Raw genomic sequence first — 22814 nt, 5'->3', positions numbered from 1 at the left:
TGCAACATTCTTCCTTTCTGCTGCATGGGCCGAAAGACACCCCGATATTGTAGAGCGAATCATGAAAGACGGACACGAAATTGGTAGTATGGGGTACAATTACACATCCTATACTTCTCTAGAGACAAATGAAATAAGACGAGACCTTTTACGAGCACAAGATGTTTTTACGAAACTTGGTGTAAAACAAGTCAAGCTGTTACGTCCACCTAGTGGCGAATTTAACAAAGCAACCCTTAAAATCGCAGAATCACTTGGATACACCGTCGTGCATTGGAGTAATAATTCAAACGATTGGAAAAACCCAGGTGTAAATAACATCGTTTCCACTGTCTCTAATAATTTGAAAGGTGGAGATATCGTCTTATTACACGCATCCGATTCTGCCCTTCAAACAAATAGAGCTTTACCGCTGCTCCTGCAAAAAATAAAAAGTGATGGATATGAGCAAATATCCGTGTCACAACTTATTTCCAACACAAGTACGAAAAGTGAAGATGTGAAGTAGCTTCTTCCCTACTACTCTTCACGCATAAAAAGCTCTACTACCTTTCAAGAAGGTGGTAGAGCTTTTTTAATCATACTATTTCCAGCATTATAACTGCTGGTGTATAAAACCTCTCTCTATTAAGCTGATTTACTTGTTTTTCCGATTAAACGATGTAATACAAGTAATTGATACGCATTACATAACAATAGCGGTATAACCATTAAATATAGCCAATCTGTATCATTAATCCGAAGCGCCGGTACCCATTCAAGGATTGTTACAACAACCATAAAGAACAGAGCTGGCACAAATGCTTTTTTATTTGTTTCTTTACTTTTTACATAAGCAACAATTGCTCCAAACACAAATAATATTCCAGCAACAAGTATGTTATTCCCTAACGAGACTTCCCCATTTGCAATAAGTACAGATCTTAAATACACAAAATCAAATAATACGAATGCAATAAAGAAGAGCTGGACTGCATTCCATAAAGAAGATGAGCGAAACATCCCTAGTCCAAAACGGTGGATTGTTAAATATGCAAAGAATCCCATTTGACTTATAACACTAAAAATAAATCCTACACCCATCAGCCAGAAAGATACTGCTAAAATCTCCTTACCGTCGAAATTTTGAAAAAATTCATTGTACTTGTCCCACTCCAAAACAAAACCAATAATAACTGTGCTAATCCCACCAAGAAACAACGTCGTTAAAAATAGTCGTACCCACTTGCGGCTATTCACAACACATCCCCCATTATCCTTATATTTCTAATTAAATTGTATCAATGACAATTTCAAAAAGCTAGCCATGTTCATGTATAAATTCCTTAAAGATATTTATATTAAAAAGAGAGAACTGTGCTGAAAGGAGTTCCAACTTATGAAACGGATGCTATTCATTTTCGTTTCTTCTTTTCTACTTATCGCACTTGCAGCATGCGCACAAGGAAAAGAAACGAAATCCGAACTAGATTACGATCAAACAAAGAAAATGATTGTTGATATTTTAAAAACAGATCAAGGTAAGAAAGCTATTCAAGATGTATTAACTGATGAAAAAATGAAACAAGCACTCATACTAGATGAAACAGTAGTAAAGAAAACGATTGAAGATGCCATGGTATCCGATAAAGGGCAACAATTCTGGGAAAAGCTCTTTAAAGATCCTGAGTTCTCATCAAAGTTTGCTAAAAGTATGGGGAAAGAACAAACTCAATTAATGAAAACCTTACTAAAAGACCCTGAATACCAAGCAGGTGTTATAGAAATTATGAAAAATCCTGAAGTAGAAAAAATGATGTTACAAACAATGAAGAGTAAAGAATACCGTCAATATCTACAACAAGTACTAACAGAAACTGCTGAAAGTCCACTCTTCCAAGCCAAGATGATTGATATCATTAGTAAAGGTGTGCAAAAAGCTGAAAAAGGCGGATCTGGTAAGAAAGAAGCAGGCGGTGACGGTGGTTCTCAAGGCGAGAAGAAGGAAGAACAGTAAAAAATAATAACTATAATAACGAGTGAACAATGTATACATTGTTCACTCGTTATTACTTTATCTTACTATTAACAGACAAAATGGACCGCCTCTAGTTAAGCGAAAGGTTTACTAACAACAAAAGCCTTATTGTTGTCAGTAACAGGTGAACCCCACTAATTAAAGTTTCACTTTATTTTTGTGTAACAGCTGTTTTATCAATTACTGTTTCAGCTATTTTACTATAAATAATGCCCGTTGTATGTGTATCTTCATATACTGAAGGAGCAAAGTCTTCTTTATTCCAATCGGGTTGTTGTAGCGGAATTCGACCAAGAACATTCGTTTGTAATTCGGTAGCTAACTTATCTCCCCCGCCTTTTCCAAATACATATTCTTTCTCACCAGTTACCTTACTTTCAAAATATGCCATATTCTCAACAACACCAAGAATACTATGTTCAGTGCGCAATGCCATCGCTCCAGCACGCGCTGCTACAAACGCAGCTGTTGGATGAGGCGTCGTTACAATAATCTCTTTGCAAGATGGCAACATTGAGTGCACATCTAACGCAACATCACCTGTGCCTGGTGGCAAATCTAGTACTAAATAATCTAAATCGCCCCATTCTACTTCTGTGAAGAAGTGGTTTAACATTTTCCCAAGCATAGGTCCTCTCCAAATAACTGGTGCATTATCCTCTACAAAGAAGCCCATTGAGATTACCTTTACACCTAAACGTTCCACCGGAATTATCTTGTCACCTCTTACGATAGGACGTTTTTCTATCCCCATCATGTCTGGCACACTAAAACCGTAAATGTCCGCATCGATAATACCAACTTTTTTTCCTAAACGAGCTAAAGCAACTGCAAGGTTAACGGAAACAGTTGATTTTCCCACGCCACCTTTTCCACTCGCTACCGCTAAGAATGTTGTTTTTGAATTAGGTGACAATAAAGATTCACTTTGCTCTTCTTCTTGTTCCGGTGCAAACTGAGCTAATTCCTCTTCTGTAAATTCTGCAAAACGAAGTCCAACTGTTGCTGCCCCAAGTTCTTTTACTAACTTTACAATTCCAGACTGCAACTGCATTTGTTCCGCTGTACCGGTTTTTACGATTGCAATTTTGACACTCACATGTTCCTTCTCTGGCTTGACTGTTACCTCTTTAATTGCACTTGTTTCTTTTAAAGTTTTATGTAAAAACGGATCTACAATCCCTTCTAACGCTTCAACCACTTGCTCTTTCGTTACCATAATTAGCCCAGCCCCCTGTATGAAAAATAACGTAATGTTAATTGAATTTATCTCCGCTTATTCTTGAAATAAATGCGTTTACATTTCCAGTATAACATATTTTCCGAAAACTTCGTTAACGAGAGAAGCTCAAAAAAATCCTCCTTATTCTGGAGGATTTCCTTTTTCCGTGAAATAACGTAATATACCACGGTATATTGCAGCTGCTACCTTTTGCTGATATTTCTCCGAATTTAACATATACCTTTCGTTCACATTCGATAAAAAGCCAGCTTCAATTAAAGCACCTGGTGTTTTAGAATACTTTAATAAATACACATGCGAAATAGTCTTAGCAGAACGATTCGTGTTCTCTAAACTTGTTCTCAATTCAGCCTGTATAAATTTTGCAGCACGTTCATTTTCAATTGAAGAGCGGTAATAGAACGTTTGTGCGCCTTTCGATCCACTACTAGTTAAAGCATTTAAATGAATACTTGCAAAAAAGTCTACATCAGGTTTATTGATGATTTCTACACGTTTTTTTAAATCCTCTGCTTTACGTCTGCTATATGACTTTGTATCTTTGTTAGCTAAATCATAATCTCCCTCACGCGTTAAAATGACTAGTGCACCTTGTTCTTGTAAATAGTCTTGTACCTTTTTTGTAATTTCAAGCGTAATATCCTTTTCTATAATATCCTTTCCACCAACAGCCCCTCCATCTGGTCCACCATGCCCAGCATCTAATACGATTACTTTCCCTGATAAGGGTAAATTCCAAGCACGCCACGATTTTGTAATTTGAAATTCTTGTTTGACTAAAAAAAACAATACAACCGCAGCGAGTGCAAAAGAGATAATTCGAATTCTCTTCATACCTTTCCTCCTCCAGCTAGTCCCTCTAATTACTTATATGGGACAAGAGGAAAGTTTATGCTTGTCTTAATGAAGCTTTAATCGATATCTTCTTTCACCTTTTTCATACCCTTCTTGCCACCACAATCCTATGAACTGCTGACAAGATTCAAAAAGTAATTCCTCATCTTTCAACTTTATTTCTCGCATAGTCATACTCGTTAAAAATTGAAATAGCGTTTCAGTTAATTGTTGTTCTTCTTCTAAAGCTCTATATTTCACATCAAAAAACGATTCACCATAATAACCAAATTTACTATATCTCGCTCCTAATAAATAAGATTCTATCCCTAATTCAATACAGTAATCTTCATACTGACGATGAAGCTCTTGCATTTGAAAGGCATCACGAATATTTGAACGCAATGTTTTTAATGATAATTCCCGCAACATCTTCCGCTCGTATTTTAACTGCTTTTCTTTTTGTTTTTCTTGTAAGCTGACAATGACATTCATAGTACTTATAAACCTCCCTAATACGTATTAGTCTAAACTTCTAAAGAAGAAGCATACGCGTGGCGGTAGCACTAAAATATTCCAAGCTATAAAAATTGCAAAAGAGGAATGAAACATAAAAAAACCCCAACCAAAATGGTTGGGGTTTGTAGTTCGCAAAAATTAACGTTTTGAGAACTGAGGTGCACGACGTGCGCCTTTAAGACCGTATTTTTTACGCTCTTTCATACGTGCGTCACGAGTTAATAGACCTGCACGTTTTAGTGTTAGACGGTATTCTGGATCAGCTTTTAATAAAGCGCGAGAAATACCGTGACGAATAGCACCAGCTTGACCAGTGTATCCACCACCATTTACGTTTACAAGTACATCGTAGTTACCTAAAGTTTCTGTTGCAACTAGAGGTTGTTTCACTACTTCACGTAATGCAGCAAATGGGATATAGTTTTCAAAATCACGACCGTTAATGATAACGCGTCCTTCGCCTGGAACTAGGCGTACGCGCGCTACTGAACTCTTACGACGTCCAGTGCCATAGTATTGAACCTGTGCCAAAGTAAGCCCTCCTTTAATTAATTATCCGCGAAGTTCGTAAACTTCTGGTTTTTGTGCTTGGTGTGGATGCTCTGCTCCAGCATACACGTTAAGTTTCTTAGAAACTTGACGGCCTAAGCGTCCTTTTGGAAGCATGCCTTTAATTGCAAGCTCTAACATTTGTACAGGGTAGTTTGTACGCATTTCAAGAGCTGTTCTTTGCTTAAGTCCACCTGGGTGGTTAGTGTGACGGTAGTAAATTTTATCGTTTAATTTATTACCTGTTAAATGAATTTTCTCAGCGTTAATAATAATTACATGATCACCCGTGTCAACGTGTGGTGTAAATGTAGGTTTGTTTTTACCACGTAAAATGGATGCTACTTCACTAGCAAGGCGACCTAAAGTTTGACCTTCAGCATCAACCACATACCATTTACGCTCAACTTCGTTAGCTTTTGCCATAAAAGTCGTACGCATGTGTTTCCCTCCTCGTTATCTTTTCCATAGAAAAAATCTATTGTTTATCTTAAACACGATTTCCTTCCGGGGCTAATCGTGGTTTTAGAAACAATACCATATGTTATGATATACTTTTGAGTTTCTAATGTCAAGCAAATGTTACACCAGGATTAGTTGTTATAGTTTACCTCCCATAAGTAAAGCCCATGACCTGGAGCCATCTTTCCAGCAAACTGACGATTTTGTTTCGCTAAAATCTCTGGAATGCTATCAGGATCAAGCTTTCCTTGCCCTACGCTAAGTAACGTACCAACAATAATTCTGACCATATTATATAAAAATCCATTACCTACAAAACGAAAAATTATTTCATCATCTTGTTCAATTAACTCGATTTCATAAATTGTTCGCACTTTATCTTTTTTGTCAGTTTTTGCCGAACAAAAAGAAGTGAAATCATGCGTTCCAATAAAATAAGGAATTGCTTTTCTTATAGAGTTGATTTCGAGCGGGTATGGATATTGATATACGTAATTTCTACGGAATACATCCGCAGTCTTTGATAATAATACACGATAACGATATTCTTTTTTCTCAACACCGTAACGTGCATGAAATTCTTCTGTTTTTTTCTCTACTTGCCTAATAACAATATCATCTGGCAACATTGTGTTTAAAGCATTACTCCATTGCCACTCTTCAAGAGACAAAGGAGTATCAAAGTGTATTACTTGTCCTTTTGCATGAACTGTAGAATCTGTTCTACCAGATGCCTGAACACGAACAAGTTCTCCCTTATGCAATTTCTGCAATGCTTTTTCTATCTCCTGTTGAACAGTACGATGGTTCGGCTGAATTTGATAACCACAAAAATGCATGCCATCATATGCAACCGTACATTTTATTCTATCCATTTCTCTATTCTCCATTACGATCGCACCCATGCCAAAATACAAGCTAAACAAAATAAGCTGACAATCGTTACTGTATCGCTTGTTTTCCAGCGTAGTTGCCTAAATTTAGTACGTCCTTCACCACTTTGATATCCACGAGCTTCCATCGCAACGGCTAAGTCCTCTGCACGCTTAAAAGCACTGATAAACAGAGGAACGAGCAGTGAAATAATAGCTTTCATTCTATCTTTTATCGGTCCCCCGGCAAAATCAATACCACGTGACGCTTGTGCTTTCATTATTTTACTCGTTTCATCCATTAATGTCGGGATAAAACGAAGAGAAATTGACATCATTAATGCGATTTCATGAACAGGAACCTTTATACGCTTCAACGGCTTTAATAACGTCTCCAAACCATCTGTAATTTCAATAGGTGTCGTCGTTAACGTTAATAATGTCGTCATTAAAATAATAACGAAGAATCGTACAGAAATGTATATCCCTTGCTCTAATCCTTTTTCATATATCGAAAACCAACCAAGCTGGAATAGTACATCCCCCTCTTTATTTGTAAAAATATGCAGGAAAAATGTAAAAAGAAAAATCCATAAAATTGGTTTTAAGCCCGAAAGTACATAACGAATCGGCACTTTTGCAAAAAATAAAGCAATGAGTGCATATAAAAATAAAAATCCATATGAAATCGCATTATTTGCTAAGAAAACAACAAATACATATAAAAAGACAATCAGCAGCTTCGTACGTGGATCAAGTTGATGAATAAGTGAATTCCCCGGGATATATCTCCCAATAATCAACTGCTGCATGATTCATGACCACCTTTTCGTATCACCTGCACAACTTCATGAGTAAGATCCTCTAAAGATAAGGTAGCCTTTGGAATTGAAATACCAAACTTCTCTTCAATTGCACGTTTATACTTTAATGACATAGGAAGATCCACACCAATTTTCTCTAGTTCATCAGCATGTGAAAATACTTCCTCTGCACTTCCTTGCAAAAAGACCGTTCCTTTATGCATAACTACAATCTGCTCCGCATACTGAGCAGCATCCTCCATATTATGCGTTACAAGGATAACTGTAAGACCCTTCTCCTTGTGCAGCTTATAAAACATCTCCATAAGTTCGTTCTGCCCTTTTGGATCTAGTCCTGCTGTAGGTTCATCTAATACAAGCACTTCAGGTTCCATCGCCAGTACACCCGCTATAGCAACACGTCTCATTTGTCCACCACTTAATTCGAACGGAGAACGTGTTAACAGTTCCGGTTCTAGCCCTACAAGTTCAATTGCCTTTCTAGCCTTTTGCCTTGCTTCGTCTACAGATACTCCAAAATTAGTAGGGCCGAAACAAATATCTTTCTCCACAGTCTCTTCAAACAACTGATGTTCTGGGAATTGAAAGACAACCCCTACTTTTTTACGTAGTGGCTTTAGCTTTTTTTCTTTCTTTCCTGCCGAAATCAAATGTTCACCAATTTGAACTGTACCATTTGTCGGCTGCAATAAACCATTTAAATGTTGAATCATCGTCGACTTACCTGAACCAGTATGACCGATAATGGCATAATAGCCCCCACTTGGAAACGACACGTCTACATCATAAAGTGCGCGTCTTTCAAATGGAGTTTTATATTGATAACGATGCTCTACTTTTTGGAATGTAATCTCCAAAGTTCGTTCACCAAGCTTTCCATTGTAAGATGCGTATTTTGCAAGAGAATTTCATTTCTTTTTAATAATTCTGCTATTTTCACTGAAAACGGTACATCTAAGCCAATTTCTTGGAGCATATGAGAGGATTTGAAAATTTTTTCTGGAGTCCCTTCCTCTAATATTTCTCCCTTATTTAAAATAATGACACGATCTGACTGTGCCGCTTCTTCTAAATCGTGCGTAATCGATAACACAGTAATACCTTTTTGAGTAACAAGCTGTCTAACCGTTTCTACTACTTCACGTCTCCCTTGAGGGTCTAACATTGACGTTGCTTCATCTAATATTAAAATAGATGGTTGAAGTGCTAAAACGCCTGCTATTGCCACTCGCTGCTTTTGCCCACCGGATAAGGAATGAGGCTCATCATTAAGAAAATCTTCCATACGGACAAGTTGCAAGGCCTGTTCTAATCTTTCAATCATTTGTTCTCTTGGCATTCCGATATTCTCTAAGCCAAATACAACATCATCTTGCACTGTTGTTCCAACAAATTGATTATCTGGATTTTGAAATACCATTCCAATTTGTTTTCGAACATCCCATACCGTTTCCTCTGATAAAACCATTGTATCATTTATTATAATAGTCCCTGCTTCTGGCAAAAACAAACCATTCAATAATTTTGCAAGTGTAGACTTTCCTGAACCGTTTTGTCCAATAATAGAAACCCATTCTCCCTCATATAAGGAAAATGAAACATCTTTTAATGCATAAGTGGCTGCCCCAGGATATTGAAATGATATATTTTTTATCCGAAGTTTCTCTTTTTTCAATAGAAGGCACCCTTTCCTTCGCCAAGTTAGCCTATTTTTATATTTAAAAAAAAGGGCCATGACCAGTTTCTTGAAAAGAACTGTCCTGCCCTTTTAATTATCATTATACTAACTCGATAATTACCATTGGTGCTGCGTCTCCGCGACGTGGACCAATTTTTGCAATACGAGTGTATCCGCCTTGGCGCTCAGCATAGCGTGGAGCTACATCAGCGAATAGTTTTTGAAGTGCATCTTGACCAGTCTCAGCGTTAGCTACTTCATTGCGAATGAAAGCTGCTGCTTGACGACGAGCATGAAGATCTCCGCGTTTACCTAAAGTGATCATTTTTTCCACTACAGAACGAAGTTCTTTTGCACGAGTTTCTGTCGTTTGGATGCGCTCGTTGATAATTAAATCAGTAGCTAAATCACGTAACATAGCTTTACGTTGCGCACTTGTACGGCCTAATTTTCTGTATGCCATTCGTAGTTCCCTCCTTTGTTGATGGGTTTAAATCCTCAGTCGTCTTTACGTAAACCTAAACCTAATTCCTCAAGTTTATGTTTAACTTCTTCTAAGGATTTACGTCCTAAGTTACGAACTTTCATCATATCTTCTTCTGTTTTGTTCGCAAGCTCTTGTACAGTATTAATTCCTGCACGTTTTAGGCAATTATAAGAACGAACAGAAAGGTCTAGTTCTTCGATAGTCATCTCAAGAACTTTCTCTTTTTGATCTTCTTCCTTCTCGACCATAATCTCAGCATTTTGTGCTTCATCAGTTAAACCAACAAAGATATTTAAATGCTCAGTTAAGATTTTGGCACCTAAAGAGATAGCTTCTTTTGGCCCGATGCTTCCATCCGTCCATACATCAAGCGTAAGCTTATCATAATTAGCCACTTGTCCGACACGTGTCTTTTCCACTTGGTAAGTCACACGTGATACCGGAGTATAAATAGAATCAATAGGAATTACTCCTATTGGTTGATCTTCGCTTTTATTTGCATCAGCTGGCGTATACCCACGGCCACGCTTTGCAGTTAAACGCACGCGGAAATGCGCATCTTTTGCTAACGTTGCAATGTGTAAATCTGGATTTAAGATTTCTACATCACTATCGTGAGTAATATCAGCAGCTGTGACAATACCTTCGCCCTGTACATCAATTTCCAACGTCTTCTCTTCTTCAGAGTAGATTTTAAGAGCTAACTTTTTCAAGTTTAAGATGATCGTCGTAACGTCTTCTACTACGCCCTCAACTGTTGAAAATTCATGTAATACGCCATCGATTTGGATAGCAGTAACAGCGGCACCAGGGAGTGAGGATAAAAGAATACGACGTAAGGAGTTACCCAAAGTAGTACCATATCCACGCTCAAGCGGTTCAATTACGAATTTACCATATTTAGCATCTTCGTTAAGTTCAACCGTTTCGATTTTCGGCTTTTCGATTTCAATCATTAACTAAACCCTCCTTCAAAACGTCGAAACCCCGGTTAAACAAAGGTATAACCCCTGTCTAACCGAAAGTCCCCCTTAGGCAGTTCCCGATTGTGCACAACAAGCGATGTTTCTGTACGAAATTTCTCGATAATGCATCATATCCATTATAGACAAAAGGGAAAATTCTATACAGAAAAATTACACACGACGACGTTTTGGTGGACGACATCCATTATGAGGAACTGGAGTAACATCTCTAATTGCTGTTACTTCTAGACCTGCAGCTTGAAGAGCACGAATTGCAGCTTCACGACCAGCACCAGGACCTTTAACAGTAACCTCTAAAGTTTTTAAACCGTGTTCCATTGCAGCTTTAGCAGCAGTTTCAGCAGCCATTTGCGCAGCGAATGGAGTAGATTTACGAGATCCACGGAAACCAAGTGCACCAGCACTAGACCAAGAAAGTGCGTTACCGTGAGTATCTGTAAGTGTTACGATTGTGTTGTTGAAAGTAGAACGAATATGAGCTATACCAGCTTCAATATTCTTTTTCACACGTTTTTTACGAGTGTTTGTTTTACGTGCCATTGTTAGTTCAACCTCCTTTACTTATTATTTCTTTTTATTTGCTACTGTACGACGTGGACCTTTACGTGTACGAGCATTGTTTTTAGAGTTTTGACCACGAACTGGTAAACCACGACGGTGACGAAGACCACGGTAAGAACCGATCTCCATTAGACGTTTGATGTTAAGAGATACTTCACGACGAAGGTCTCCCTCAACTTTAATACGATCGATGATATCACGGATACGTCCTAATTCGTCTTCCGTTAAATCACGAACTCGTGTTTCTTCAGAAATACCTGCTTCAGCAAGAATTTTTTCAGCAGTTGTGCGACCAATGCCGAATACGTAAGTTAAAGAAATAACAACGCGTTTGTCTCGAGGAATATCTACACCTGCGATACGTGCCATTACGAATGCACCTCCTTCTGATTAACCTTGTTTTTGTTTATGTTTAGGGTTTTCACAAATAACCATTACTTTTCCACGTCTACGAATAACTTTACATTTTTCGCAGATTGGTTTAACTGACGGTCTTACTTTCATGTCTCGAACCTCCTTAAAGATTACGGAGTGCTATATTATTTAAAACGGTACGTAATACGACCACGATTTAAATCGTACGGAGATAATTCTACCGTAACTTTGTCTCCTGGTAAAATACGAATGAAGTTCATACGGATTTTACCAGAAACGTGAGCCAATACGACATGCCCATTCTCTAATTCTACTTTGAACATAGCATTTGGCAACGTTTCAAGAACGGTACCTTCGACTTCAATTACATCATCTTTAGCCATTCAATAGTTCTCCCTTCTTCAAATCAGTAACATTTTACACTGCTCTGAAATCCCGGAGAGCCAGCTACTTATAAAGTGGTAAGGATTTCGTATCCTGCTTCTGTAAGAGCAATCGTGTGCTCAAAATGGGCACACCATTTACCATCTACCGTTACCACTGTCCAGTCATCAGATAGTGTTTTTACATATCGTCTTCCTTGATTCACCATCGGCTCAACACAGATGACCATTCCCGGCTTTAATCTAGGGCCTCTATTTGGTGGACCATAGTGCGGGATTTGAGGGTCCTCATGTAAGTCTTGCCCGATTCCGTGACCAACATACTCCCTAACGATCGAGAATCCATTCTCTTCAGCATGGGTTTGAACCGCATGTGAGATATTTGATAATCTCTCGCCTGGTTTTACTTGTTCTAGACCAAGATACAACGATTTTTCTGTGACATCAAGTAGCTTTTGAACAGATTCAGAAATGTTTCCAACTGGATACGTCCATGCAGAATCTCCATGGTACCCATTGTATTTCGCACCAATATCGATACTGATGATATCGCCCTCTTTGAGCTTGCGCTTCCCTGGAATTCCGTGTACAAGCTCTTCATTTACAGAAGCACATATGCTCCCCGGAAATCCGTTGTATCCTTTAAAAGATGGCGTAGCACCATATTTTTGAATCGTCTTTTCCGCTATTTGATCGAGCTCTTTCGTTGTAATTCCTGGAGTAATGTGCTGTTTCAACTCTTGATGAGTCAAAGCAACGATCCTGCCAGCTTCTCGCATGATTTCTATCTCGCGAGGAGTTTTGCAGATTATCATTACGCTAAGCCTCCGATGAGAACATCGATATCAGCAAATACTTTATTGATATCTTGCTCACCATTAATGCTTTGTAAGTAACCAAGCTCTTCGTAGAAATCAAGCAAAGGTTTTGTTTGCTTAATATTTACATCTAAACGATTTGCTACAGTTTCTTCATTGTCATCAGAGCGTTGATATAATTCGCCACCACATTTATCGCACACATCAGCTTTTGCTGGTGGATTGAATTCTAAGTGGTAAGTCGCACCGCACTCTTTACAAATGCGACGGCCTGTAAGGCGTTTTAATAACAACCCTGAATCCACATTAATGTTTAAAACATAGTCGATTTTTTTGCCAAGATCTTTCATAATTTCTTCAAGAGCTGATGCTTGTGCAACAGTTCGTGGGAAACCGTCTAGTAAGAAACCTCTTACGCAGTCGTCTTGACTTAAACGTTCACGAACGATTCCGATTGTAACTTCATCTGGAACAAGTGCACCTTTATCAATAAAAGATTTTGCTTGTAGACCCATTTCAGTTTCAGCCTTCATAGCTGCACGGAACATGTCTCCTGTTGAAATGTGAGGGATGTTATACTTGGCAACAATCTGTTCGGCTTGTGTACCTTTACCAGCACCAGGAAGCCCCATTAAAATTAAGTTCATCCTTGTTCCCCCTCAGAGTACATGAGCATGTAGGGAAGACAATTCTTCCCACTTACTCACTGCTTGATAAACCCTTTGTAATGGCGTTTTACCAGTTGGCTTTCTAGCTGCTTCATTGTTTCTAAAGCAACGCCGACAACGATTAACATACTCGTTCCACCGATCTGTGCAGACGGAGGAAGATTTCCCAATTTCGTAAAGATAACTGGTAAGATTGCAATCGCTGCTAGGAAAATTGATCCTACAAAGGTCAAACGATACAAGATTTTTGTTAGATATTGTTCCGTATTCTTACCCGGACGAATACCTGGAACATATCCACCTTGCTTGTTTAGATTCTCTGACATTTGCTCTGGATTAACCTGAACAAATGCATAGAAATATGTGAAGGCTACAATGAGCGCAACATATATGATCATTCCCACTGGGTGAGAATAGTTAAAGTTTGCAATAATCCACTGCGATACATCATGTTTCGGGAAGAACTGTGCAATAGTCGGAGGCGTAATTAAGAATGAAACAGCAAAAATTACTGGAATAACACCAGCACTATTTACCTTAAGCGGTAAATGTGTGTTTTGTGCTCCAGCATAACCACCATTTCCTCCTGTTACACGCTTCGCATATTGAATTGGAATCTTTCTAACAGCCTGTTGAATGAAAATAACACCCACAATAACTGCTAGCACAGCTAGTAAAATCAATGCAACTTTAACGATACTCATGAACAATTGATCTCCGATATTTTGAAACTGTTGCTGATACACTTGAGATATAACACTTGGGATCGCTGCGGCAATACCGCCAAAGATAAGGATGGAAATACCATTACCTACACCTTTAGCTGTAATCTGTTCACCTAACCACATTAAAAATGCAGTACCAGCAGTCAGTACCGTAGCAATGTATAAATAAGTGCTCCAACCTGGATTCAAAATTAATTGTCCACCTACCATACCGTTAAAACCGATTGACATACCAAACCCCTGAATAAACGCAAGAACAATTGTAAAGTAACGCGTGAATTGCGTTAATTTACGACGGCCCATTTCACCTTGCTTCGACCATTCCGAAAATTTAGGAACAACATCCATCTGCAATAATTGCACGATGATGGATGCTGTAATATACGGCATGATTCCCATCGCAAAGATGGAGAAGTTTTTCAAGGCTCCACCGCCAAATGTATTTAGAATACCTAAAGCATTTAATTGATCTTGTGCCTTCAGTACGTCTCCATTTGTAAATGGCACGGGGATAAACGTGCCAATCCTGAATACGATTAACATCGCTAAAGTGAATAATATTTTACGTCTTATCTCAGCAACGCGCATAAAGTTGGAGATTGTACGAAACATTAGATCACCTCAACTGATCCGCCAGCTGCTTCAATTGCTTCTTTAGCACTTGAAGAGAACTTGTGCGCTTTAACAGTTAGTTTTTTCTCTACTGCTCCGCTTGCAAGAACTTTAACACCGTCGTTTAACTTGCTGATAACGCCAGTTTCCAGCAATAATTCAGGTGTTACTTCTGTACCATCTTCAAAACGATTTAACGTTGATAAGTTTACAATAGCAAACTCTTTACGGTTAATGTTTGTGAAGCCGCGTTTTGGTAAACGACGGAATAATGGAGTTTGACCACCTTCGAAGCCAAGACGAACACCGCCGCCAGAACGTGCGTTTTGTCCTTTATGACCTTTACCAGCAGTTTTACCGTTACCAGAACCGATACCACGACCGACACGGTTACGTACTTTACGAGAACCTTCTGCAGGTTTTAATTCATGAAGTTTCATTCCCAGGCACCTCCTTATATTAATGAGTTATCCTTAAGCTTCTTTTACAGTTACAAGGTGAGAAACTTTGTTGATCATACCAAGAATAGCAGGAGTTTCTTCCTTAACTACAGTTGAATTCAACTTTTTAAGACCTAAAGCTTCTACCGTCGCACGTTGATCTTGTGGACGACCAATTACACTACGAGTGAGGGTAATTTCTAACTTTTTCGCCATTTGTTTTCCCTCCTTAACCTAGTAGCTCTTCTACAGATTTACCGCGTAATTTTGCAACATCTTCAGCGCGCTTAAGTTCGCTTAATCCGTTCACAGTAGCGCGAATCATGTTGATTGGTGTGTTAGAACCAAGAGATTTCGAAAGAATATCTTGTACACCAGCTAATTCAAGGACCGCACGAACAGGTCCACCAGCAATAACACCAGTACCCTCAGCAGCAGGTTTTAAGAATACTTCACCAGCGCCAAAATGACCGTTGATTGTGTGTGGAATTGTTGTACCAACTAATGGTACAGCGATTAAGTTTTTCTTAGCGTCTTCGATAGCTTTACGGATTGCGTCTGGTACCTCTTGTGCTTTACCAGTACCGAATCCAACATGACCGTTTTTATCGCCAACTACAACTAGTGCAGCAAAGCGGAAACGACGACCACCCTTAACAACTTTCGCGACACGATTTATCGTAACTACACGTTCTTCAAGTTCTAATTTACTTGGGTCAATGCGATGCATCAATTTTCCCTCCTTTGACCATTAAAATTGTAATCCAGCCTCACGAGCAGCCTCAGCTAGAGCTTTAACACGGCCATGGTATAAGTAACCACCGCGATCAAATACTACTTCTTTAACGCCTTTCTCTACAGCACGCTTAGCAACTGATTCTCCAACTTTCGTAGCAGCTTCAATATTGCTAGTACCGTTAAGAGCAAGGTCTTTATCAAGAGTAGATGCACTTACTAACGTTACACCATTCACATCATCAATAACTTGAGCGTAAATATGTTGGTTAGAACGGAACACGTTTAAACGTGGACGCTCTGCAGTACCAGTAAGTTTAGCACGTACACGTGCATGTCTTTTCTTACGAGTCGCATTTTTATCAGCTTTAGTGATCATTCTTGTCACTCCTTTCTCTCACCTAACGGGTTTACTTAGCAGTTTTACCTTCTTTACGACGAACAACTTCGCCTTCGTAACGAATACCTTTACCTTTGTAAGGCTCAGGAGCACGTACAGCACGGATGTTAGCAGCGAATTCGCCAACACGTTGCTTGTCGATACCTTTAATTACGATCTTAGTTGGTGCAGGTACTTCAACTTCAAGACCTGCTTCCGGAGTCATTTCTACTGGATGAGAATAACCTACGCTTAATACAAGTTTATCACCTTGTTTTTGAGCACGGTAACCAACACCGACTAATTCAAGTCCGCGTGCGAAACCTTCAGTTACACCTTCAACCATGTTTCCGATTAAAGCACGAGTTGTACCGTGTAATGCACGGTGTTCCTTCTGTTCAGATGGACGCTCAACTGTTAATGTATTCTCTTCAATTTTGATAAGCATATCAGCATTGAAAGTACGAGTTAATTCACCTTTAGGGCCTTTTACTGTTACAGTATTGTCTTCTGCAACTGTAATAGTAACACCTGCAGGGATTTCAAGAATCTTTTTACCAATACGAGACATGTGGTCACACCTCCGTTCGTTTTAAATATATATTACCAAACGTATGCTACTACTTCTCCACCAGTTTGTAATTGACGAGCGTCTTTGTCTGTCATTACTCCCTTAGATGTAGAAACAAGAGCGATACCTAATCCGTTAAGTACACGTGGTACTTCGTCAGCTTTAGCGTAAACGCGTAAGCCAGGTTTACTGATACGTTTTAATCCAGTGATTACACGTTCATTGTTTGCACCATATTTCAGGAAAATACGAAGGATACCTTGTTTGTTATCCTCGATGTATTCTACATCACGAATGAAACCTTCACGTTTTAAAAGTTCAGCGATCTCTTTTTTGATTTTAGAAGCAGGAACCTCTAATTTCTCATGACGTACCATGTTCGCATTACGGATGCGAGTAAGCATGTCTGCAATTGGATCTGTCATCACCATGTGTTTTACCTCCTTCCCATTTGTGGGTTTTACCAACTAGCTTTTTTAACACCAGGAATTTGACCTTTATATGCAAGTTCACGGAAACAAATACGGCAAAGTTTAAATTTGCGGTATACAGAATGCGGACGACCGCAGCGTTCGCAACGTGTATACTCTTGTACTTTAAACTTAGGAGTACGCTTTTGTTTCGCTATCATAGATTTTTTAGCCACGTTTTCGCCTCCTCTACTTAGCGTTGGCTTCCATTATTTTTGGAATGGCATACCGAATTGTGTTAAAAGTTCACGAGCTTCTTCATCAGTTTTCGCTGTAGTAACGATTACGATGTCCATACCGCGGACTTTGCTTACTTTATCATAATCAATCTCAGGGAAAATAAGTTGCTCTTTAACACCTAATGTATAGTTTCCACGACCATCGAATGATTTCTTAGAAACACCACGGAAATCACGTACACGTGGTAAAGAAACTGATACTAATTTGTCGAAGAACTCATACATTTGCTCGCCGCGTAAAGTTACTTTCGCACCGATTGGCATACCTTCACGAAGACGGAAACCAGCGATTGATTTTTTAGCACGAGTTACAACAGGTTTTTGACCTGTGATTTGTGTTAATTCTTCTACTGCGTTGTCTAACGCTTTTGAGTTAGATACCGCGTCACCAACACCAGTGTTGATTACGATCTTTTCGATTTTTGGTACCTGCATTACAGATTTATAGTTAAACTTGCTCACTAGAGCAGGAGTAATTTCCTTTTGGAACTTCTCTTTAAGGCGATTCAATGAAGTGACCTCCTTTCTTAAGAAAATTATTTATCTAATAATTCACCAGATTTTTTTGCAATACGAACTTTTTTACCATCTTCTACTTTGAAGCCTACACGAGTAGGTTCACCTGTTTTCGGATCTAAAATCATAACGTTAGAAACGTGAATAGGTGCTTCTTTAGTAATAATTCCACCTTGTGGATTTAATTGAGATGGCTTAGAGTGCTTCTTAACGATATTGACACCCTCAACGATAACACGGTTTTGCTTTGGGAAAGCCACAAGGATAACGCCTTGTTTTCCTTTGTCTTTACCAGTGATTACCTGTACTTTATCACCTTTTTTTACATGCATCTTAATTCTGCACCTCCTTAGCAAGGCAATACCTTAAATTATAGAACTTCTGGAGCTAAAGAAACGATCTTCATGAAGTTGCTATCACGTAATTCACGAGCTACTGGTCCGAAGATACGAGTACCACGTGGGCTCTTATCGTCTTTAATGATAACCGCTGCGTTTTCATCAAATTTGATGTAAGAACCGTCCGGACGACGAGCTCCGCTCTTCGTACGTACCACTACTGCTTTAACAACGTCACCTTTTTTAACAACGCCACCTGGTGTTGCTTGTTTTACCGTAGCAACGATAATGTCACCAATGTTAGCATATTTACGACCAGAGCCGCCTAATACTTTAATTGTTAAAAGTTCACGTGCACCAGAGTTGTCAGCAACTTTCAAACGAGATTCTTGTTGGATCATGTTATGAAACCTCCCTTCGGACTAAAAATTCCGATTCGTCTATTTAGATAATAACCGCTTCTTCAACGATTTCAACTAAACGGAAACGCTTAGTAGCAGAAAGCGGGCGAGTTTCCATGATTTTAACGATATCGCCAAGTTTCGCTTGGTTTTGCTCATCATGGGCTTTGTACTTCTTAGAATACTTAACACGTTTTCCGTACAAGGAATGAGTTTTGTAAGTTTCAACTAAAACTGTAATCGTTTTGTCCATTTTGTCAGACACTACACGACCAGTATAAACTTTGCGTTGGTTACGTTCGCTCACTATGCAAACCTCCCCTCAATTTATCGATTAATTCCGATCTCTCTTTCACGAACTACAGTTTTCATACGAGCAATTGCTTTACGCACTTCACGAATGCGAGTTGGATTCTCTAATTGTCCTGTAGCAAGTTGGAAGCGAAGATTAAACAACTCTTCCTTTAAAGCTTTAACTTTTGTTTCGATTTCGGCAGTGGTTAATTCACGAATATCATTAGTTTTCATTAGATTCACCACCATTTTCTTCACGTTTTACGAATTTACATTTCACAGGTAACTTGTGAGCTGCAAGACGTAATGCTTCGCGTGCTACCTCTTCAGATACACCCGCGATTTCGAACATAATTTTCCCAGGTTTTACTACTGCTACCCAGCCTTCTGGTGCCCCTTTACCGGAACCCATACGTACTTCTAGAGGTTTTGCAGTGTAAGGTTTAGAAGGGAAAATTTTAATCCATACTTTACCGCCACGTTTCATGTAACGAGTCATTGCACGACGAGCAGCTTCGATTTGACGGTTTGTAATCCATGAAGCAGCTTGTGCTTGTAAACCGAATTCACCGAAAGCAATTTCAGTTCCACCTTTAGCACGACCACGCATTTTACCACGATGCTCTCTACGATATTTTACGCGTTTTGGCATTAACATATTATTTTCCTCCTTCCTCAGAAGCTTTCTTTTTTGTAGGAAGGACTTCTCCACGGTAGATCCATACTTTTACGCCTAATTTACCGTATGTTGTATCAGCTTCAACTGCTGCATAGTCAATATCAGCGCGAAGTGTATGAAGTGGAACAGTTCCTTCACTGTAAGATTCTGCACGAGCGATATCAGCTCCGCCAAGACGACCAGAAACCTGTGTTTTAATACCTTTAGCACCTGCACGCATAGCACGTTGAATAACTTGCTTTTGTGCACGACGGAATGATACACGGTTTTCTAATTGACGAGCGATGTTTTCGCCTACTAATTTAGCGTTAAGATCAGCTCTCTTAACTTCTAAAATGTTGATGTGTACACGCTTGCCTGTTAATTGGTTAAGAGCTTTACGAAGTGCTTCAACTTCAGTACCACCTTTACCAATTACCATACCAGGTTTTGCAGTGTGAATTGTAACATTTACACGATTTGCTGCACGTTCGATTTCTACTTTAGCAACAGCAGAATCTTTTAAGCGTACATTAATGTACTCACGGATTTTGATGTCTTCATGTAATAATGTAGCGTAATCTTTCTCAGCGAACCAACGAGATTCCCAGTCACGGATAACGCCGACACGAAGACCAATTGGATTAACCTTTTGACCCATCGATTATCCCTCCTTCTTTTCTGATACCACAACTGTGATGTGGCTTGTGCGTTTGTTAATTTGGCTTGCACGACCCATTGCACGTGGACGGAAACGTTTTAACGTTGGACCTTCGTCAACGAAAACTTTTTCAACAACTAGGTTGTTAATGTCCATCTCATAATTGTGCTCTGCATTTGCGATTGCAGATTTTAAAACTTTTTCTACAACTGGAGAAGCAGTTTTTGGTGTGTGGTTAAGGATAGCAATCGCTTCACCCACTTGCTTACCTCGGATTAAGTCTACTACTAAACGAACTTTACGAGGAGCAATACGAACTGTTCTCGCTACTGCTTTAGCTTGCATTGAAGTGCCTCCTCTCATTATCTTCTAGTTTTCTTATCGTCAGCAAGGTGACCTTTGTACGTACGAGTTGGTGCGAATTCACCTAACTTATGGCCAACCATATCCTCAGTGATGTACACAGGTACGTGTTTACGACCATCATATACAGCGATTGTGTGTCCGATGAACTGAGGGAAGATTGTTGAACGGCGAGACCAAGTTTTAACAACTTGTTTTTGCTCAGATGCAACTAATTTTTCCATTTTGCTCATTAAGTGATCATCGACAAATGGTCCTTTTTTTAAGCTACGAGCCATTTTGGTGCCTCCCTTCGTGATTGGCGTACGGTTCTAGAAATGAACCGTACTACAATCCCATTATTTTTTACGACGACGAACGATGAATTTGTCAGACGCTTTGTTTTTCTTACGAGTCTTGAATCCAAGAGTTGGTTTACCCCATGGAGACATTGGAGACTTACGTCCGATTGGAGAACGTCCTTCACCACCACCGTGTGGGTGATCAACCGGGTTCATTACAGAACCACGAACTGTTGGGCGTTTACCTAACCAGCGAGAGCGACCTGCTTTACCGATTTTGATAAGTTCGTGTTGTTCGTTACCTACTTGACCGATTGAAGCGCGACAAGCAGATAATACAAGACGTACTTCACCAGAAGTTAAACGTACAAGTACGTATTTACCTTCTTTACCAAGTACTTGAGCAGATGTACCAGCAGAACGAACTAATTGTCCGCCACGACCAGGCTTAAGCTCGATGTTATGAACAACAGTACCTACTGGAATGTTGATTAATGGTAATGCGTTACCGATTTTAATGTCAGCTTCTGGGCCAGACATAACTTCCATACCTACTTCTAAAGATTTAGGAGCAAGAATGTAACGTTTTTCACCGTCAACGTAGTTAATTAATGCGATATTCGCAGAGCGGTTTGGATCGTATTCGATCGTAGCAACGCGTCCTGGAATTCCATCTTTGTTACGCTTAAAGTCGATGATACGGTATTGACGCTTATGTCCGCCACCTTGATGACGTACAGTGATTTTACCTTGGTTATTACGACCAGCCTTCTTGCTTAAAGGAGCAAGTAATGACTTTTCGGGTCTATCAGTCGTGATTTCAGCGAAATCATTCGTAGTCATATTACGACGACCGTTAGTAGTTGGATTATACTTTTTGATTCCCATCTCAATTTCCCTCCTTCTTTAGTAAGAATTAAACGCCTTGGAAGATTTCGATTTCTTTGCTGTCAGCAGTTAGCTTAACGATTGCTTTACGACGACGGCTAGTAAAACCAGCGTGACGACCAACGCGTTTTGCTTTCGGCTTGTAGTTCATGATGTTCACTTTTTCTACTTTAACACCAAAGATCGCTTCAAGAGCATCTTTAACTTCTGTTTTATTAGATTTAACGTCCACATCGAACGTGTATTTTTTTTCAGCCATCATTTCCATAGAACGTTCAGTGATAACTGGGCGCTTAATGATATCACGAGGATCTCTCATTATGCAAGCACCTCCTCTACTTTTTCCACTGCCGCTTTTGTCATGATTAGCTTATCATGATGAAGCACGTCTAAAACGTTTACGCCATCAGCAGTGATTACTGTTACTCCAGGGATATTGCGAGCAGATAACTCTACAGATTCGTTTGCATCAGCAGTTACGATAAGAGCTTTCTTCTCAACAGTTAATCCTTTAAGTACTGCTAGCATATCTTTTGTTTTTGGTGCATTTAACACTAGGTCTTCAAGAACTACAATGTTGTTCTCAACTACTTTAGTAGCTAATGCAGATTTGATTGCTAAACGACGAACTTTCTTAGGAAGTTTGTACGCATAGCTTCTTGGTGTAGGTCCGAATACCGTACCACCACCACGCCATTGAGGAGAGCGGATAGACCCTTGACGAGCACGTCCAGTTCCTTTTTGACGCCATGGTTTACGACCACCACCGCGAACTTCAGAGCGAGTTTTTACTTTGTGTGTACCTTGACGTAAAGATGCACGTTGCATCATTACAGCTTCGAAAAGTACAGCTTCATTTGGTTCGATACCGAAAATAGCTTCAGCTAATTCGATTTCACCAACCTGTGAACCAGTTTGGTTATATACAGTAACTTTTGGCATTGGAATTCCTCCTTCCTATTGTGAA

40 protein-coding genes (1 of these 40 cut by a window edge) are annotated in these 22814 nt (G+C 39.4%); 2 read left to right on the top strand and 38 right to left on the bottom strand.

Annotation, left to right across the window (positions count from 1 at the left end; all coding sequences use genetic code 11):
- Nucleotides 1-508, top strand: the 3' portion of a protein-coding gene (gene pdaB, locus MHB52_RS00870; protein ID WP_000464705.1) for a polysaccharide deacetylase family sporulation protein PdaB. 257 nt of this gene lie to the left of the window's left edge; 508 of the gene's 765 nt are visible here — the last part of the coding sequence; its start codon lies beyond the left edge, outside the window; the stop codon is at nucleotides 506-508.
- 119 nt (nucleotides 509-627) lie between these two features.
- Here the strand turns inward: pdaB and kbaA are convergent, their stop codons facing one another.
- Nucleotides 628-1239, bottom strand: coding sequence for a KinB signaling pathway activation protein KbaA (kbaA, locus tag MHB52_RS00865; protein ID WP_001088523.1), 612 nt, complete (start codon nucleotides 1237-1239; stop codon nucleotides 628-630).
- Between the two features lie 139 nt (nucleotides 1240-1378).
- On the opposite strand from kbaA, the gene gerD reads away from it, so the two are divergent.
- Nucleotides 1379-1996 carry a spore germination lipoprotein GerD gene (gene gerD / locus MHB52_RS00860; RefSeq protein WP_000827295.1) on the top strand — a complete coding sequence of 206 codons (618 nt, stop codon included), beginning with the start codon at nucleotides 1379-1381 and terminating at the stop codon, nucleotides 1994-1996.
- A 172-nt stretch (nucleotides 1997-2168) separates the two neighbouring features.
- On the opposite strand, the gene MHB52_RS00855 is transcribed toward gerD, so the two are convergent.
- The 37 genes from MHB52_RS00855 to rplD all read right to left on the bottom strand — a co-directional run bounded on the left by MHB52_RS00855 (nucleotide 2169) and on the right by rplD (nucleotide 22789).
- On the bottom strand, nucleotides 2169-3236 hold the full coding sequence (locus MHB52_RS00855) for an Mrp/NBP35 family ATP-binding protein (RefSeq protein WP_000256628.1): 1068 nt from the start codon (nucleotides 3234-3236) through the stop codon (nucleotides 2169-2171).
- A 144-nt stretch (nucleotides 3237-3380) separates the two neighbouring features.
- The gene (gene cwlD / locus MHB52_RS00850) at nucleotides 3381-4094 is read right to left on the bottom strand and encodes an N-acetylmuramoyl-L-alanine amidase CwlD (protein WP_000822439.1); all 714 of its coding nucleotides are present in this window, start codon (nucleotides 4092-4094) and stop codon (nucleotides 3381-3383) included.
- Nucleotides 4095-4160: 66 nt separating this feature from the next.
- A complete protein-coding gene (locus MHB52_RS00845; protein WP_001101005.1) occupies nucleotides 4161-4589 on the bottom strand; it encodes a DUF2521 family protein in 429 nt (142 codons plus the stop codon).
- Between the two features lie 162 nt (nucleotides 4590-4751).
- Entirely contained in the window at nucleotides 4752-5144 is a 393-nt protein-coding gene (gene rpsI, locus MHB52_RS00840; protein WP_000079986.1) for a 30S ribosomal protein S9, read from the bottom strand.
- 21 nt (nucleotides 5145-5165) lie between these two features.
- Complete coding sequence (gene rplM, locus MHB52_RS00835) at nucleotides 5166-5603, bottom strand: 50S ribosomal protein L13 (protein ID WP_001260793.1); 438 nt, start codon at nucleotides 5601-5603, stop codon at nucleotides 5166-5168.
- 152 nt (nucleotides 5604-5755) lie between these two features.
- On the bottom strand, nucleotides 5756-6499 hold the full coding sequence (truA, locus tag MHB52_RS00830) for a tRNA pseudouridine(38-40) synthase TruA (protein WP_002164804.1): 744 nt from the start codon (nucleotides 6497-6499) through the stop codon (nucleotides 5756-5758).
- 14 nt (nucleotides 6500-6513) lie between these two features.
- Nucleotides 6514-7308, bottom strand: coding sequence for an energy-coupling factor transporter transmembrane component T family protein (locus MHB52_RS00825; RefSeq protein ID WP_001186528.1), 795 nt, complete (start codon nucleotides 7306-7308; stop codon nucleotides 6514-6516).
- Nucleotides 7296-8177, bottom strand: a complete 882-nt coding sequence (locus tag MHB52_RS00820) for an energy-coupling factor ABC transporter ATP-binding protein (RefSeq protein ID WP_000406534.1) — start codon at nucleotides 8175-8177, stop codon at nucleotides 7296-7298. The genes MHB52_RS00825 and MHB52_RS00820 overlap by 13 nt, the downstream gene beginning before the upstream one ends.
- Nucleotides 8153-8995, bottom strand: a complete 843-nt coding sequence (locus tag MHB52_RS00815; RefSeq protein ID WP_000711765.1) for an energy-coupling factor ABC transporter ATP-binding protein — start codon at nucleotides 8993-8995, stop codon at nucleotides 8153-8155. Before MHB52_RS00815 ends, MHB52_RS00820 begins: the two co-directional genes overlap by 25 nt.
- A gap of 103 nt (nucleotides 8996-9098) precedes the next feature.
- A complete protein-coding gene (rplQ, locus tag MHB52_RS00810) occupies nucleotides 9099-9461 on the bottom strand; it encodes a 50S ribosomal protein L17 (protein WP_000331490.1) in 363 nt (120 codons plus the stop codon).
- A gap of 35 nt (nucleotides 9462-9496) precedes the next feature.
- Nucleotides 9497-10441 (bottom strand): DNA-directed RNA polymerase subunit alpha, encoded by a 945-nt coding sequence (locus tag MHB52_RS00805; RefSeq protein ID WP_000569643.1) that lies wholly within the window; start codon nucleotides 10439-10441, stop codon nucleotides 9497-9499.
- A gap of 180 nt (nucleotides 10442-10621) precedes the next feature.
- Nucleotides 10622-11011 (bottom strand): 30S ribosomal protein S11, encoded by a 390-nt coding sequence (rpsK, locus tag MHB52_RS00800; protein WP_000101798.1) that lies wholly within the window; start codon nucleotides 11009-11011, stop codon nucleotides 10622-10624.
- Between the two features lie 24 nt (nucleotides 11012-11035).
- Nucleotides 11036-11401 (bottom strand): 30S ribosomal protein S13, encoded by a 366-nt coding sequence (gene rpsM / locus MHB52_RS00795; RefSeq protein WP_000090788.1) that lies wholly within the window; start codon nucleotides 11399-11401, stop codon nucleotides 11036-11038.
- A 21-nt stretch (nucleotides 11402-11422) separates the two neighbouring features.
- Nucleotides 11423-11536: a 50S ribosomal protein L36 gene (rpmJ, locus tag MHB52_RS00790; RefSeq protein WP_000868344.1), complete on the bottom strand. Its 114-nt coding sequence runs from the start codon at nucleotides 11534-11536 to the stop codon at nucleotides 11423-11425.
- A gap of 35 nt (nucleotides 11537-11571) precedes the next feature.
- On the bottom strand, nucleotides 11572-11790 hold the full coding sequence (gene infA, locus MHB52_RS00785) for a translation initiation factor IF-1 (RefSeq protein ID WP_001029884.1): 219 nt from the start codon (nucleotides 11788-11790) through the stop codon (nucleotides 11572-11574).
- A gap of 68 nt (nucleotides 11791-11858) precedes the next feature.
- Nucleotides 11859-12605: a type I methionyl aminopeptidase gene (gene map, locus MHB52_RS00780; RefSeq protein WP_000582539.1), complete on the bottom strand. Its 747-nt coding sequence runs from the start codon at nucleotides 12603-12605 to the stop codon at nucleotides 11859-11861.
- On the bottom strand, nucleotides 12605-13255 hold the full coding sequence (locus MHB52_RS00775) for an adenylate kinase (RefSeq protein WP_001048989.1): 651 nt from the start codon (nucleotides 13253-13255) through the stop codon (nucleotides 12605-12607). The genes map and MHB52_RS00775 overlap by 1 nt, the downstream gene beginning before the upstream one ends.
- Before the next feature lie 56 nt (nucleotides 13256-13311).
- A complete protein-coding gene (gene secY, locus MHB52_RS00770) occupies nucleotides 13312-14613 on the bottom strand; it encodes a preprotein translocase subunit SecY (RefSeq protein ID WP_000490117.1) in 1302 nt (433 codons plus the stop codon).
- Nucleotides 14613-15053 carry a 50S ribosomal protein L15 gene (gene rplO, locus MHB52_RS00765; RefSeq protein WP_000766081.1) on the bottom strand — a complete coding sequence of 147 codons (441 nt, stop codon included), beginning with the start codon at nucleotides 15051-15053 and terminating at the stop codon, nucleotides 14613-14615. Before rplO ends, secY begins: the two co-directional genes overlap by 1 nt.
- A 33-nt stretch (nucleotides 15054-15086) precedes the next feature.
- The gene (rpmD, locus tag MHB52_RS00760) at nucleotides 15087-15269 is read right to left on the bottom strand and encodes a 50S ribosomal protein L30 (RefSeq protein WP_001085234.1); all 183 of its coding nucleotides are present in this window, start codon (nucleotides 15267-15269) and stop codon (nucleotides 15087-15089) included.
- A 13-nt stretch (nucleotides 15270-15282) separates the two neighbouring features.
- The gene (rpsE, locus tag MHB52_RS00755; RefSeq protein WP_000554646.1) at nucleotides 15283-15783 is read right to left on the bottom strand and encodes a 30S ribosomal protein S5; all 501 of its coding nucleotides are present in this window, start codon (nucleotides 15781-15783) and stop codon (nucleotides 15283-15285) included.
- A gap of 21 nt (nucleotides 15784-15804) precedes the next feature.
- A complete protein-coding gene (rplR, locus tag MHB52_RS00750) occupies nucleotides 15805-16167 on the bottom strand; it encodes a 50S ribosomal protein L18 (protein WP_000628816.1) in 363 nt (120 codons plus the stop codon).
- Nucleotides 16168-16198: 31 nt separating this feature from the next.
- Nucleotides 16199-16738: a 50S ribosomal protein L6 gene (gene rplF / locus MHB52_RS00745; protein ID WP_000086558.1), complete on the bottom strand. Its 540-nt coding sequence runs from the start codon at nucleotides 16736-16738 to the stop codon at nucleotides 16199-16201.
- Between the two features lie 32 nt (nucleotides 16739-16770).
- Nucleotides 16771-17169: a 30S ribosomal protein S8 gene (gene rpsH / locus MHB52_RS00740; protein WP_000245511.1), complete on the bottom strand. Its 399-nt coding sequence runs from the start codon at nucleotides 17167-17169 to the stop codon at nucleotides 16771-16773.
- Nucleotides 17170-17198: 29 nt separating this feature from the next.
- Nucleotides 17199-17384 (bottom strand): 30S ribosomal protein S14, encoded by a 186-nt coding sequence (gene rpsN, locus MHB52_RS00735; protein ID WP_001085700.1) that lies wholly within the window; start codon nucleotides 17382-17384, stop codon nucleotides 17199-17201.
- 33 nt (nucleotides 17385-17417) lie between these two features.
- The gene (gene rplE, locus MHB52_RS00730; protein ID WP_001080831.1) at nucleotides 17418-17957 is read right to left on the bottom strand and encodes a 50S ribosomal protein L5; all 540 of its coding nucleotides are present in this window, start codon (nucleotides 17955-17957) and stop codon (nucleotides 17418-17420) included.
- 26 nt (nucleotides 17958-17983) lie between these two features.
- Nucleotides 17984-18295: a 50S ribosomal protein L24 gene (gene rplX / locus MHB52_RS00725; RefSeq protein WP_000558200.1), complete on the bottom strand. Its 312-nt coding sequence runs from the start codon at nucleotides 18293-18295 to the stop codon at nucleotides 17984-17986.
- Between the two features lie 38 nt (nucleotides 18296-18333).
- Entirely contained in the window at nucleotides 18334-18702 is a 369-nt protein-coding gene (gene rplN, locus MHB52_RS00720; protein WP_000615912.1) for a 50S ribosomal protein L14, read from the bottom strand.
- A gap of 43 nt (nucleotides 18703-18745) precedes the next feature.
- Nucleotides 18746-19009, bottom strand: coding sequence for a 30S ribosomal protein S17 (gene rpsQ, locus MHB52_RS00715; protein ID WP_000004106.1), 264 nt, complete (start codon nucleotides 19007-19009; stop codon nucleotides 18746-18748).
- Nucleotides 19010-19029: 20 nt separating this feature from the next.
- On the bottom strand, nucleotides 19030-19230 hold the full coding sequence (gene rpmC / locus MHB52_RS00710) for a 50S ribosomal protein L29 (RefSeq protein WP_000855718.1): 201 nt from the start codon (nucleotides 19228-19230) through the stop codon (nucleotides 19030-19032).
- The gene (gene rplP, locus MHB52_RS00705) at nucleotides 19220-19654 is read right to left on the bottom strand and encodes a 50S ribosomal protein L16 (RefSeq protein WP_000928969.1); all 435 of its coding nucleotides are present in this window, start codon (nucleotides 19652-19654) and stop codon (nucleotides 19220-19222) included. The genes rpmC and rplP overlap by 11 nt, the downstream gene beginning before the upstream one ends.
- Nucleotide 19655: 1 nt before the next feature.
- Nucleotides 19656-20315, bottom strand: coding sequence for a 30S ribosomal protein S3 (gene rpsC / locus MHB52_RS00700; RefSeq protein WP_000529956.1), 660 nt, complete (start codon nucleotides 20313-20315; stop codon nucleotides 19656-19658).
- A gap of 3 nt (nucleotides 20316-20318) precedes the next feature.
- Nucleotides 20319-20660, bottom strand: a complete 342-nt coding sequence (gene rplV, locus MHB52_RS00695; RefSeq protein WP_001148024.1) for a 50S ribosomal protein L22 — start codon at nucleotides 20658-20660, stop codon at nucleotides 20319-20321.
- A 17-nt stretch (nucleotides 20661-20677) separates the two neighbouring features.
- Nucleotides 20678-20956: a 30S ribosomal protein S19 gene (gene rpsS, locus MHB52_RS00690; protein WP_000124454.1), complete on the bottom strand. Its 279-nt coding sequence runs from the start codon at nucleotides 20954-20956 to the stop codon at nucleotides 20678-20680.
- Between the two features lie 60 nt (nucleotides 20957-21016).
- Nucleotides 21017-21847 carry a 50S ribosomal protein L2 gene (gene rplB / locus MHB52_RS00685; RefSeq protein ID WP_000511583.1) on the bottom strand — a complete coding sequence of 277 codons (831 nt, stop codon included), beginning with the start codon at nucleotides 21845-21847 and terminating at the stop codon, nucleotides 21017-21019.
- A gap of 28 nt (nucleotides 21848-21875) precedes the next feature.
- Entirely contained in the window at nucleotides 21876-22166 is a 291-nt protein-coding gene (gene rplW / locus MHB52_RS00680; RefSeq protein ID WP_001205558.1) for a 50S ribosomal protein L23, read from the bottom strand.
- Nucleotides 22166-22789, bottom strand: coding sequence for a 50S ribosomal protein L4 (gene rplD / locus MHB52_RS00675; RefSeq protein ID WP_001127258.1), 624 nt, complete (start codon nucleotides 22787-22789; stop codon nucleotides 22166-22168). The genes rplW and rplD overlap by 1 nt, the downstream gene beginning before the upstream one ends.
- Nucleotides 22790-22814 lie beyond the last annotated feature (25 nt).

Source organism: Bacillus sp. FSL K6-0073 (assembly GCF_038006085.1).
GTDB lineage: Bacteria > Bacillota > Bacilli > Bacillales > Bacillaceae_G > Bacillus_A > Bacillus_A cereus.
The sequence above is the reverse complement of the archived record's forward strand: the minus strand, read 5'-3'. Positions and strand labels throughout refer to the sequence as shown.

Coding starts and splice junctions, on each gene's coding strand:
- rpsH (WP_000245511.1), bottom strand. CDS start 17,169: ATGGTGATGACAGATCCAATTGCAGACATGCTTACTCGCATCCGTAAT.
- map (WP_000582539.1), bottom strand. CDS start 12,605: ATGATAATCTGCAAAACTCCTCGCGAGATAGAAATCATGCGAGAAGCT.
- rpsK (WP_000101798.1), bottom strand. CDS start 11,011: ATGGCACGTAAAACAAACACTCGTAAAAAACGTGTGAAAAAGAATATT.
- rpmJ (WP_000868344.1), bottom strand. CDS start 11,536: ATGAAAGTAAGACCGTCAGTTAAACCAATCTGCGAAAAATGTAAAGTT.
- rplR (WP_000628816.1), bottom strand. CDS start 16,167: ATGATCACTAAAGCTGATAAAAATGCGACTCGTAAGAAAAGACATGCA.
- MHB52_RS00775 (WP_001048989.1), bottom strand. CDS start 13,255: ATGAACTTAATTTTAATGGGGCTTCCTGGTGCTGGTAAAGGTACACAA.
- truA (WP_002164804.1), bottom strand. CDS start 6,499: ATGGATAGAATAAAATGTACGGTTGCATATGATGGCATGCATTTTTGT.
- rplP (WP_000928969.1), bottom strand. CDS start 19,654: ATGTTAATGCCAAAACGCGTAAAATATCGTAGAGAGCATCGTGGTAAA.
- rplB (WP_000511583.1), bottom strand. CDS start 21,847: ATGGGAATCAAAAAGTATAATCCAACTACTAACGGTCGTCGTAATATG.
- rplN (WP_000615912.1), bottom strand. CDS start 18,702: ATGATCCAACAAGAATCTCGTTTGAAAGTTGCTGACAACTCTGGTGCA.
- rplM (WP_001260793.1), bottom strand. CDS start 5,603: ATGCGTACGACTTTTATGGCAAAAGCTAACGAAGTTGAGCGTAAATGG.
- rplW (WP_001205558.1), bottom strand. CDS start 22,166: ATGAGAGATCCTCGTGATATCATTAAGCGCCCAGTTATCACTGAACGT.
- rpmD (WP_001085234.1), bottom strand. CDS start 15,269: ATGGCGAAAAAGTTAGAAATTACCCTCACTCGTAGTGTAATTGGTCGT.
- rplX (WP_000558200.1), bottom strand. CDS start 18,295: ATGCATGTAAAAAAAGGTGATAAAGTACAGGTAATCACTGGTAAAGAC.
- rplV (WP_001148024.1), bottom strand. CDS start 20,660: ATGCAAGCTAAAGCAGTAGCGAGAACAGTTCGTATTGCTCCTCGTAAA.
- rpsM (WP_000090788.1), bottom strand. CDS start 11,401: ATGGCACGTATCGCAGGTGTAGATATTCCTCGAGACAAACGCGTTGTT.
- rpmC (WP_000855718.1), bottom strand. CDS start 19,230: ATGAAAACTAATGATATTCGTGAATTAACCACTGCCGAAATCGAAACA.
- MHB52_RS00855 (WP_000256628.1), bottom strand. CDS start 3,236: ATGGTAACGAAAGAGCAAGTGGTTGAAGCGTTAGAAGGGATTGTAGAT.
- rplQ (WP_000331490.1), bottom strand. CDS start 9,461: ATGGCATACAGAAAATTAGGCCGTACAAGTGCGCAACGTAAAGCTATG.
- MHB52_RS00845 (WP_001101005.1), bottom strand. CDS start 4,589: ATGAATGTCATTGTCAGCTTACAAGAAAAACAAAAAGAAAAGCAGTTA.
- secY (WP_000490117.1), bottom strand. CDS start 14,613: ATGTTTCGTACAATCTCCAACTTTATGCGCGTTGCTGAGATAAGACGT.
- MHB52_RS00805 (WP_000569643.1), bottom strand. CDS start 10,441: ATGATTGAAATCGAAAAGCCGAAAATCGAAACGGTTGAACTTAACGAA.
- gerD (WP_000827295.1), top strand. CDS start 1,379: ATGAAACGGATGCTATTCATTTTCGTTTCTTCTTTTCTACTTATCGCA.
- cwlD (WP_000822439.1), bottom strand. CDS start 4,094: ATGAAGAGAATTCGAATTATCTCTTTTGCACTCGCTGCGGTTGTATTG.
- rpsC (WP_000529956.1), bottom strand. CDS start 20,315: ATGGGTCAAAAGGTTAATCCAATTGGTCTTCGTGTCGGCGTTATCCGT.
- rpsE (WP_000554646.1), bottom strand. CDS start 15,783: ATGCATCGCATTGACCCAAGTAAATTAGAACTTGAAGAACGTGTAGTT.
- infA (WP_001029884.1), bottom strand. CDS start 11,790: ATGGCTAAAGATGATGTAATTGAAGTCGAAGGTACCGTTCTTGAAACG.
- MHB52_RS00825 (WP_001186528.1), bottom strand. CDS start 7,308: ATGCAGCAGTTGATTATTGGGAGATATATCCCGGGGAATTCACTTATT.
- rplD (WP_001127258.1), bottom strand. CDS start 22,789: ATGCCAAAAGTTACTGTATATAACCAAACTGGTTCACAGGTTGGTGAA.
- rplO (WP_000766081.1), bottom strand. CDS start 15,053: ATGAAACTTCATGAATTAAAACCTGCAGAAGGTTCTCGTAAAGTACGT.
- rpsS (WP_000124454.1), bottom strand. CDS start 20,956: ATGGCTCGTAGCTTAAAAAAAGGACCATTTGTCGATGATCACTTAATG.
- rplF (WP_000086558.1), bottom strand. CDS start 16,738: ATGTCTCGTATTGGTAAAAAGATTCTTGAAATCCCTGCAGGTGTTACT.